We start from the raw sequence: 8,554 nt of genomic DNA on the forward strand, positions 1-8,554 counted from the left end.
CGGGAGGCCCGCGCCACGACCAGGAGGAACACCCCGCAGCCAGCCACCAGCCCCCACCCGGGACGCGTAGCCGCCGCGAGCCCGCCCGGACCGGCACCTGCGACCAGGCCCCCCGCGAGGGCGATGCCGACCGCCGAGCCGACCTGCCGTGCGGTGGAGGTCACGGCTCCGGCCACCCCGGCCCGGGACTTCGGCAGGCCGCCGACCGCGGTGTCGGTGAGCGGCGCGTTGGCGAAGCCGAAGCCGATCCCGATCAGCAGGTAGGCGGTCAGGAGCAGCAGCACGCCGGTGTCCTGACCCAGGTTCACCAGGCACAGCCCGCCGGCCGTGGTGAACGCACCCGCCAGGACCAGCGGACGCCGCGGCCCCACCCGCCCCACCATGCTGCCGGACCACGGCGCGCACAGGGTCGCCCCCACTGCCATGGGCAGCGTCGCGCAGCCGGCCGCGAGCGGGCTCCAGCCGCGGGCGTGCTGCAGGTACAGGGTGGTGAGCAGCAGCGTCACGTTCAGCGCGACGAACACGGCCACCGCGCCCAGCACGGCCGCGGTGAAAGCCCGCCGCCGGAACAGCCCGAGGTCCATGAGCGGCTCCTCCCGCCGCAGCTCGACCCGTACGAAGGCCGCCGTCGCCGCCGCGGCCACGACGTACCCGGCCAGGGCCGGCAGCGAGGTCCAGCCGATCCGGGGCCCCTCGATCAGGAGCCCGACCGACACGCCCAGCGCCAGGGTGAGGAGCAGCTGCCCGGGCAGGTCGATCCGCCGGGCCCGCTGCCCGCGCGACTCCGGTACGAACACGGCGACCAGCACGAGTGCGGCGGCGATCACCGGTACGTTGATCCAGAACACCGACCGCCAGCCGAACGCCGCGACGAGCGCCCCGCCGGTCACCGGACCCGCCGCCATGCTGAGCCCGAAGACCGACGCCCACACGCCGATCGCCCGCGCCCGCTCCCGCGGATCGGGCATCGCGTTCACCACGATCGCCAGGGCCACCGGGCTCAGCATCGACGCCCCGACGCCCTGCACGGCCCGCGCCGCGACCAGGAAGCCGAGCGAGGGGGCGAGCGCGCAGGCCAGCGAGGCCACGCCGAAGACGACCAGCCCGCACCGGAACACCCGGCGCCGCCCGAAGCGGTCGGCGAGCGCACCGGACGCGATGAGGAGGCCGGCCAGGACCACCGTGTAGGCGTCCACGACCCACTCCAGGCTCCGGGTGTCCGCGCCGAGCCCGCGCCCGAGGACGGGCAGGCCGACGTTGACGATGGTGGTGTCGAGGCCGACGAGGAACATGCTCAGCGCACAGACGGCCAACACCGTCCACCGCCGCCGCACACTCAACTCAGGTGCGCCGGCAGGGCCGGCGGAGGCATGGGAGACATCAGGAGCAGCACGGGAAGCAGGGGCAGCAGCACGGTTCGCCGTGGTCACGGGGTCCGCCTTCCGGTCCGGGAGCAGGTGCCCCCATGCTCGAACCGCATGCCGGACCGGCCCAGAAAACTTGCCGGAACCGCAAAACCTCCGCGGTCAGTCCCACGCGTTGAACGGGATCCGTCCTGCGGGCGCCCCACCCCCGTGCCCGAGCACAGCCCCCGCCGACACCGGCCGGAAAACAGCCCGAAGGCCCGCCATGTCCCGTGATGCCCGCGCCGGTGAACAACCCCCGCACCCGCCTCCCCGGCCGTGAACAACTCCCCGCCCGGCACGTCCGTGCAGCTCAGGGCCGCCTGCCCGGCCGCGCGCGTTCACGAAGAACGGACGTCACCGAACAACATCCCGGCCGCGCATACTGCCCTTGGGGCGGATCCCTGAAGATTCGCCACCGCCCGCGCGGAGCCGACGGTCCGGATCCACGCCGCCCGGTGGGGGCCGCTGGCGCGGTCCCCACCCTCACCAGACGACGATCCCGCCGCCCTCGGCCTTGGCCCGCAGCGCGGCGGCAACGATGTTGTCGAAGCGCTGGGCGACGTAGTCGGGGTCGTAACCGCCCTGCCCGGCAAGCCGGTCGAGGTACGGACGGATCGCCTCGCACTCGGCGAGGAAGTCGTCGATCTCGTCCCGCTCCACGTAGAGGTCATCGCCGTCGAGTAGCGGGAAGAACCTGGCGTCCAGGGCCCGCAGCGCCTCGGACCCCCACAGCCGGGTCCGCGTGCTCTCGAAACCGGCCAGGGTGCGGCCGTGCTCGGGGTCCTCCAGCAAGTCGTAACCGCCGTCGGCGCCGTAGACGAAGGTGTGCACGAGGAGGCTCATGGGGTTGATTCTCCCGAGCAGACCGGAGCGCGTCGAACGTATTGCCGAGGGCGTTCCGGGAGGAGGAGCGCTCTCACCGGGCTCCCGGGATCACGTTCCCGGCGTGTACGCCACGAAGCCGGCCCACGCGGTGGGGGAGAGGGTGAGCTGCGGGCCCTGCCGGTCCTTGGAATCCGGCCCGCCCGTCTGCCGCCTCGGAACTGCCTCTTCGACGATGAAGCCAAAGGCTGTTGGCGGCCTGCGCTCCACGGACAGCAGCTTCTGTCGGGCCAGTCGGGCCGAAATCCGCTCCTCCAGCTCAACCGGGTCGGGCAGCGGCGGAAGGCTGAGTGAGACCGCCCGGGCGTACGCCTCCGTCTGGAGCAGGCCCGGTACGACACGGCACTCGTAGGTACAGAGGCTCACCGCCTGCGCCTCCAGCCAAGCCCGGCGCCGGGACCAACTGGCCAGGCCGGCTGGCGCGACAGGTGCCGGGCCGCCCGCCGCAGCGCGCCCGTGTTGCCGAGCGCCTCCTCCGCCCGCGCCACGAAGTCCGGATCCGGCATGCGCCGGCCCTGCTCGACCGAGGCCACCGTGTTTTTCGAGAAGCGCACCGCTCCCCGAACTCCTCCCGGCTCAGCCCCGCATGCTCCCGCAGGGCCTGGGCCACCGCGCCGAACGTGCGCATATTGTCCGACGCCTCCGGTTCCCCGCCGGCTGCCGGGCGGCAGCCGCCGCCCGGCTCCCCGCCCTCGTCCGTGTTCTCGTAGGCCATCCCGGGCCACCTCCCGCGCACGTGCTCCTGTACCGCTCCCGATGCCCACCAGGGTCACGCTCGGTGATCGCACTGTCCACCCTCCGTGCGCGTACGCTGACCCGGCGTACGCGCCGCACCCCTGATGGAGCCCGAATCCCACCGCCACATCGGGGCCATGACGCCACCCCCTGCACAGCGGACCGCCAGATGGCGGTCACCGTACGTATGTTCTCCCGGCAGTTCAGCTCCATCCCTCGCGGCGCCCGGCTCGCCCGGTGCCTGGCCCTCCACGAGCTCCACACCTGAGGCGTTCCGGCCGGCAGCGACACCTCCGACGCCGCAGCCCTCGTACTGGCCGAGCTCACCGCGAACGCCGTCACCACGGCCGGGTGCCCGGCCGGAACTTCGAACTCGCCCTCACGCTCGACGCGGACGTGCTCCGCATCGAGGTCTCCGACACCCGCGGCGAACGCCGGCCCCCGGCCCCGGGCATGGCCACCCCGTCGCCCGCGCCGTTCGCTGAGTCGGGCCGCGGCCTCCTCCTCGTCCAGGCAGTGGCATCCCGCTGGGAGGTCCGTGACCGCCCACCCATCGGCAAGACGATCGTCGCCGAACTTCCCGTACGGCTGTGAACTGCCCGTATTGCCAGTGTGGTTAGGGTGTTCCGATTGCCGTACGTCGAGGGAGGGGTCTGGTGGCATTCGACGACGAGTGGGCTGAGGCCATGCGGACCGCCGCGATGGGGAGCAGCCCGGCACCGGACCTGGTCGTCACGCAGGACGACCTGGGCGCCGTCGGGCACGAGGCGTTCCTCGTCCACGGCCAACTGCGCGGCAAGGCGGACATCGCCGGCGCCGGTACCGGCGCGACCGCCCGTGCCGCGGCCGAATGCTCCACCCGGAACCTTGCCTTGGGGCCGGAGCTGTCAGCGACCCTCTCCACCTGGGACTCACAGGTCAAGACGGTGCTGCAGATGTACGCCCACATCTCCAACCACCTCGACTTCTCCAAGAAGGCCCACGCGGACAACGACGAGGCCATCGCCGCGAGCCTGCGCCACCGCGACGGTTCCGCGATGTCGGTCTCCGAGATACAGAGGTACGTGAAGTGACCTTCACCTGGACCGACCTCATCACGCTCGACCTCGGCAAGCTGAACGAGGCAGTGACGGAGTGGAAGACCGCCGCGGAAGAACTCGCGAAGCTGCACGTTGTGGTGCGCGACGGGCTGGTGAAGAAGTCGGAGTTGGCGCAATGGGAGGGGGTCAACGCCACCGTCACCCGGGAGTTCGTCCGCAGCGCCGCCAAGGAAGTGGCCGACCTCCAGCGCGAGGCGAAGAGCATTCACGCGGTCCTCGCCGACACACACGCCGAGCTGACTCAGATCCAGAAGCAGGCGAAAGCCCTGGCCGACGAGGCGAGAGAGGGCAACCCCTCGCACAAGCCCGAGCCGGACCAAGGGCTGCTGGTGTCGGATGGCGGTGGCGGTAAGGTTCGCGTGGAGCCGTCCATGTGCGATGCGAAAGGTCCCTCCCAGCGCACCAAGGACATGGTGCGCTGGTATGCGGACACGCTCACGGGCATGGTCAGCCACGCAGCCGAGGTGGACGCCGCTGCCCTCCCGTGCCTTGCGTGCCTCCCACGGAGCCGACCCGTACAACGCCGGGCACGCGGACTACATCTCGCTCGACCAGGACCAGCTGCCGCGGGCCATGAAGCTGGCCGCACTGGGCGAGGACGCCAAGTCCGCCCAGCAGGCCGAGCTGCGAAGGCTGTGGCAGTCACTCAGCCCTGATGCTCGCGCGCAGTTGTGGACGGCCCACAAGGACGACCTGCTCGCCGCCGGCCTGTTCAACCCGTCCGTCAAGCAGGTGGCGCCAGACCGGGGATCAGGCAAGCACGGGGTGCAGGAGCCCGGATGGGGCGATTGGTGGACCCACATGAAGCTGGGGGGCCTCGTCGACGGAGCGGACATGACCGGCCTGACCGATGCCTCGCGCCACATGGAGCGCTACCTCAGCAACTCCGGAGACCCGATGAAGCTCCCGGTGGACAAGATGCTCACCGACAACAAGGGCTTCCAGGCCCACATGGACAACAATCACCTCCTGGCGTACCAGAAGGCGTGGCGTGAGCAGGCAATCGCGGAGTTCGAGAAGAACGGCGGGCGCCCCGTCGCGATACCGGTCGAGACACCGAGCGGCGCCGACTACTACTTCACCTCGGACCCGAACTGGTATTACGCGGTCGGCGCCGCCCGGTCGAACGTGACGGGTGTGGTGACCGCCGTGCCGGGCGCCGACGGCAAGCCGGTGGTCGGCCTCGAATACCAGGTCAATGTCTGGGACCGCTACAACTGGGATCAGGGCAAGGGGGTGAACGTCAGGGGGGGCGTACATACCCGACGGTGAGGTGGGCCGACAGCATAGAGTCGGCCTGGCACAGGAGTTCGACATGGCGGGCAGCAGTTCGGTCAAGCATTACGAACTGGGAACCGGATCGGCGGTTCCCGGGCCTGATGACCCCGGCCGAACGGGTGACCGCAGCGACCCCGGCCGCCACGCACGGGACGGGGAAGGGGAAGTCGAACGATGAGCGATCCTGGTGTCCCGGTCCGGGCCGGCAAGAGCAATTGGTCGGCCCTCGGCTACCTCGGCGTCTTCGTGTGGGGCATAGCGGCGTGGCGGGATATGGCCGAGCATGACACCAAGTGCTGCTGGGAGGAGAACGCCACACCCGAGTGGATGGCGAAAACGATGGGCTTCCAGGTGCCCGAAACGGCCACCGACCGCCGGGCGGGGCTCAAGACCAGCTCGCAGCACGACGTCGGGCTGCTCGCCTTCACGGTGCCGACCCCGGAGGCCGAGCGCTTCCTGCAGCCACTTCGGCGCGAGGGCACCGAAATGGTTCCCAACACCCATCCGGAGAAACCCGGCTACTCCCGCAGCGACGGCTTCAGCCACCTCGGCCTGCCCGAGCCCGAGACCTTCGTCGAGGGTATGCGCAGTACCAGTGTTTGCCCTCGCGAGGTGAAGACGCCCGAAAGCGGCGCACTCCGGTTGTGTGTGGAGATCCACGCGCACGAGTTCCGGCCCGGCACCACCCGCATCTACCTCTGGGCAGGCAGCGAGGCGGGCATCGAGAAGCCACCGGCCTGCCGGGGCACCAGAGGTGCTGTGCAAGCAGATCGGCACCGACCCGGATCTGTGGCGCCCGACTGGAACGCAGTCGCCGCGCCCATGCCGAGCAGGCTGCCGCGACTGCCACCGCCGCGTGGGCGCCGAGGCGAAGTTTGCGGACTTTTCGGCCGGACTTCGGGGCGAGTGGAGGCGGAAGTGGAACCGGATGCGCCTGTTGGATCGTCACGGGTTGTGAGGCGCTGCGGCGAGGGGGCTCTCACCTCGTCGGACAGCGCTCAGGGGGCCCGGCGAGGCCTGACAGGGGCGCCATTGAGACCGATCCGTGAAGCGGAAGGTCATCGTCCACTGCTAGGGTGACGTGCGCCCGTCAATACAGGGCCTTTATTTATCGCCACTTCAACGGGGGTTGAAACGTGAAGCTTCGCCATGTCCGTGCTGTCGCCGTCTTCGGTATTGCAGTCTTCGCTCTCACCGGAGCCCGCGGTTCCCACGGCGCGAGCTGCGGCGGCGGCCACGGCTCCAGCTCGAACTCCAGCAGCTCCGGTAGCTCTGGCAGCTCCGGCAGCACCAGCGACGGCAGCAGCACCACGGGCGGCAGCGACAACAGCACCAGCACCAGCACCAGCACCTCTGGCGGCACCTCCGTCCCGAACGGCTCCAGCCGCGACAAGGCCGAGCGGGACATCAAGATTGACGGCTGCAAGCTGGAGGGCAAGAACCTGGTCGCCCGGCTCACCGTCACCAACAGCGGCATGCTGGACGCCACGTACGACATCACCATGAAGTTCCGCGGGGACGCCACGTCCAACGCGAACCTCGCCCTGGCCAAGGTGACCGGCCTCAAGGTCGCGAAGGGTGCGTCCGCCAAGGCCGAGGCCACCACGCCGTACACCGGCAAGGGCGACGGCAGCGAGTACAAGGAGTGCGTGGTCGTTACCGCGTCGAAGTCCACGCTCTGACACACTTCTGCCCGGTGCGTACCGATGTGACGTACGCGCCGGGCAGTTCCTTTTCTCCGGCCCGACCCGTAGGCCGGGTCCGGGGCTCGCGCGGCAGGGTACGCCCCGGCAGCATGCCGGTCAGCACCGTGAAATCCCCGGTCAGGTGGGCCTGGTCGGAGGAGCCGCAGCCGGGCGTCGCGGTGGCTGGCCTGCCCCCCCGGACAGCAGCCGCCCGTACGCCAGATCAGCTACCGGGAGCCCGCGGGCCCGGGGCGGGCTCGCGGGCGAAGCCGGCGTCGCCTGCCGCCCGGCGCAGCAACGTCCGATCGAGGACAGCGGGGCAGGACGGCGGGCAGGGCGGCGTGGCGGGCTACTGCCCTTCGGCCGGGCCACCCGCCTGCGGCGGCGCGGACGGCGCCGGGGGCTGTGCCGGAGACGGCGTCGCGAACGGTGCGACGGCCAGCTCGGCGAGGATCGCCTCGGCGAGGCCCTCGCGCCGCATGCGCTGGTCGACGTACAGCAGGGAACTCACCAGCTGGGTGAACCCGATCTGGAACATCTGCCCCGCGGCGGCGCCGAAGAACACGAGGAAGAGGGCGAACACCATGGCGGTGATCACCCCGCCCGACGGGCCGCCGCCGTCCTCGGGCATCGCCGTCATGGCGGGCAAGAGCGCGAACGTGCCGACGAAGTTGAACGGAAGCTGCATCACCCACCCGATGGCTCCCGCGATCAGGCCGCCGAGGAGGGTGATGCCGAAGATCCGCCACCAGGCACCCCGGACCAGGGCGGCCGAGCGGCGCAGCGCGGTGACCGGACCCGCGTCCTCCAGGACCACGACGGCCGACGCCAGACCGAACCGGGTGGTGAGCCAGAGGGTCACCGGCAAGGCGGCCAGCATCAGGACCGGGATCAGGCCGAGGACCGCGGGCCCGCTGTCGGCGGCGGCCGAGGCGACCACCACCGCAATCCCCACCGCCAGGGCGGCGAGCATCGGAAGGCCGGCGATCAGGCCGGCGAGGAGCACGGCGCCGGCGACTGCGGGAGTCCGCCGGACGGCGGCGCGCCACATCGTGCGGAAGGTGGTGGGGCGGCCCGTGACCGCCTCCTTGAGGACCGCCGGGCAGAGCGCGGTGACCACCGCCATGCCGAACAGCCCGAGAGCCATCAGCACCACGAACAGCACCCCGCCCGCGACGAGCAGGGGTGCGACGTCGTCGGCGGGGGGCTCCTCGCCGAAGGGCGGGTCGAAGACGGGCTCGAAGTGCTCGAACACTGACGCGACGCCGATGCCCACCGCAAGGCCCATGGCCGGCAGGACGATGGCCATCACGGCCAGCATGACACCGGCCAGCTGCTTCCAGTGAGCCCGCATGGTCGCGAACGCCCCGCCGAGTATCTCCCCGAGGTCCAACGGGCGCAGGGGTATTACCCCCGGCTGCGGCGCCGTCGGCACCGGATACCCCCACTGCGGGGCCCCGCCCCAGCC

The 8,554-nt window shown here is 71.1% G+C and carries 7 protein-coding genes and 2 pseudogenes; 5 read left to right on the top strand and 4 right to left on the bottom strand.

The genetic code is table 11. The annotated features are described in order from the left end of the window. The 3 genes and pseudogenes from HYE82_RS30455 to HYE82_RS30465 all read right to left on the bottom strand — a co-directional run. Nucleotides 1–1,316, bottom strand: a 1,316-nt coding sequence (locus HYE82_RS30455; protein ID WP_309144500.1) for an MFS transporter, incomplete at its 3' end; no start/stop codon positions are given. A 573-nt stretch (nucleotides 1,317–1,889) separates the two neighbouring features. After that, nucleotides 1,890–2,249, bottom strand: a complete 360-nt coding sequence (locus HYE82_RS30460; protein WP_179177424.1) for a hypothetical protein — start codon at nucleotides 2,247–2,249, stop codon at nucleotides 1,890–1,892. 93 nt (nucleotides 2,250–2,342) lie between these two features. After that, nucleotides 2,343–2,916: pseudogene (locus tag HYE82_RS30465) on the bottom strand (Scr1 family TA system antitoxin-like transcriptional regulator); the annotation flags it as partial. A 294-nt stretch (nucleotides 2,917–3,210) separates the two neighbouring features. Between HYE82_RS30465 and HYE82_RS30470 the strand changes: the two are divergent. The 5 genes and pseudogenes from HYE82_RS30470 to HYE82_RS30490 all read left to right on the top strand — a co-directional run bounded on the left by HYE82_RS30470 (nucleotide 3,211) and on the right by HYE82_RS30490 (nucleotide 7,083). After that, nucleotides 3,211–3,617, top strand: a pseudogene (locus HYE82_RS30470) (ATP-binding protein). 92 nt (nucleotides 3,618–3,709) lie between these two features. After that, the gene (locus HYE82_RS30475) at nucleotides 3,710–4,096 is read left to right on the top strand and encodes a hypothetical protein (RefSeq protein ID WP_179177428.1); all 387 of its coding nucleotides are present in this window, start codon (nucleotides 3,710–3,712) and stop codon (nucleotides 4,094–4,096) included. A gap of 516 nt (nucleotides 4,097–4,612) precedes the next feature. Further along, complete coding sequence (locus tag HYE82_RS38570; RefSeq protein ID WP_256987906.1) at nucleotides 4,613–5,395, top strand: hypothetical protein; 783 nt, start codon at nucleotides 4,613–4,615, stop codon at nucleotides 5,393–5,395. Between the two features lie 180 nt (nucleotides 5,396–5,575). After that, on the top strand, nucleotides 5,576–6,481 hold the full coding sequence (locus HYE82_RS30485) for a hypothetical protein (RefSeq protein ID WP_179177425.1): 906 nt from the start codon (nucleotides 5,576–5,578) through the stop codon (nucleotides 6,479–6,481). A 56-nt stretch (nucleotides 6,482–6,537) separates the two neighbouring features. Next, nucleotides 6,538–7,083, top strand: a complete 546-nt coding sequence (locus HYE82_RS30490; RefSeq protein ID WP_179177426.1) for a hypothetical protein — start codon at nucleotides 6,538–6,540, stop codon at nucleotides 7,081–7,083. Between the two features lie 352 nt (nucleotides 7,084–7,435). Here HYE82_RS30490 and HYE82_RS30495 read toward each other — a convergent pair. Continuing rightward, the coding region (locus HYE82_RS30495) for a hypothetical protein (RefSeq protein ID WP_218783246.1) at nucleotides 7,436–8,554 on the bottom strand (1,119 nt) is incomplete at its 5' end.

This window comes from Streptomyces sp. BR123 (assembly GCF_013401435.1).
Lineage (GTDB): Bacteria > Actinomycetota > Actinomycetes > Streptomycetales > Streptomycetaceae > Streptomyces.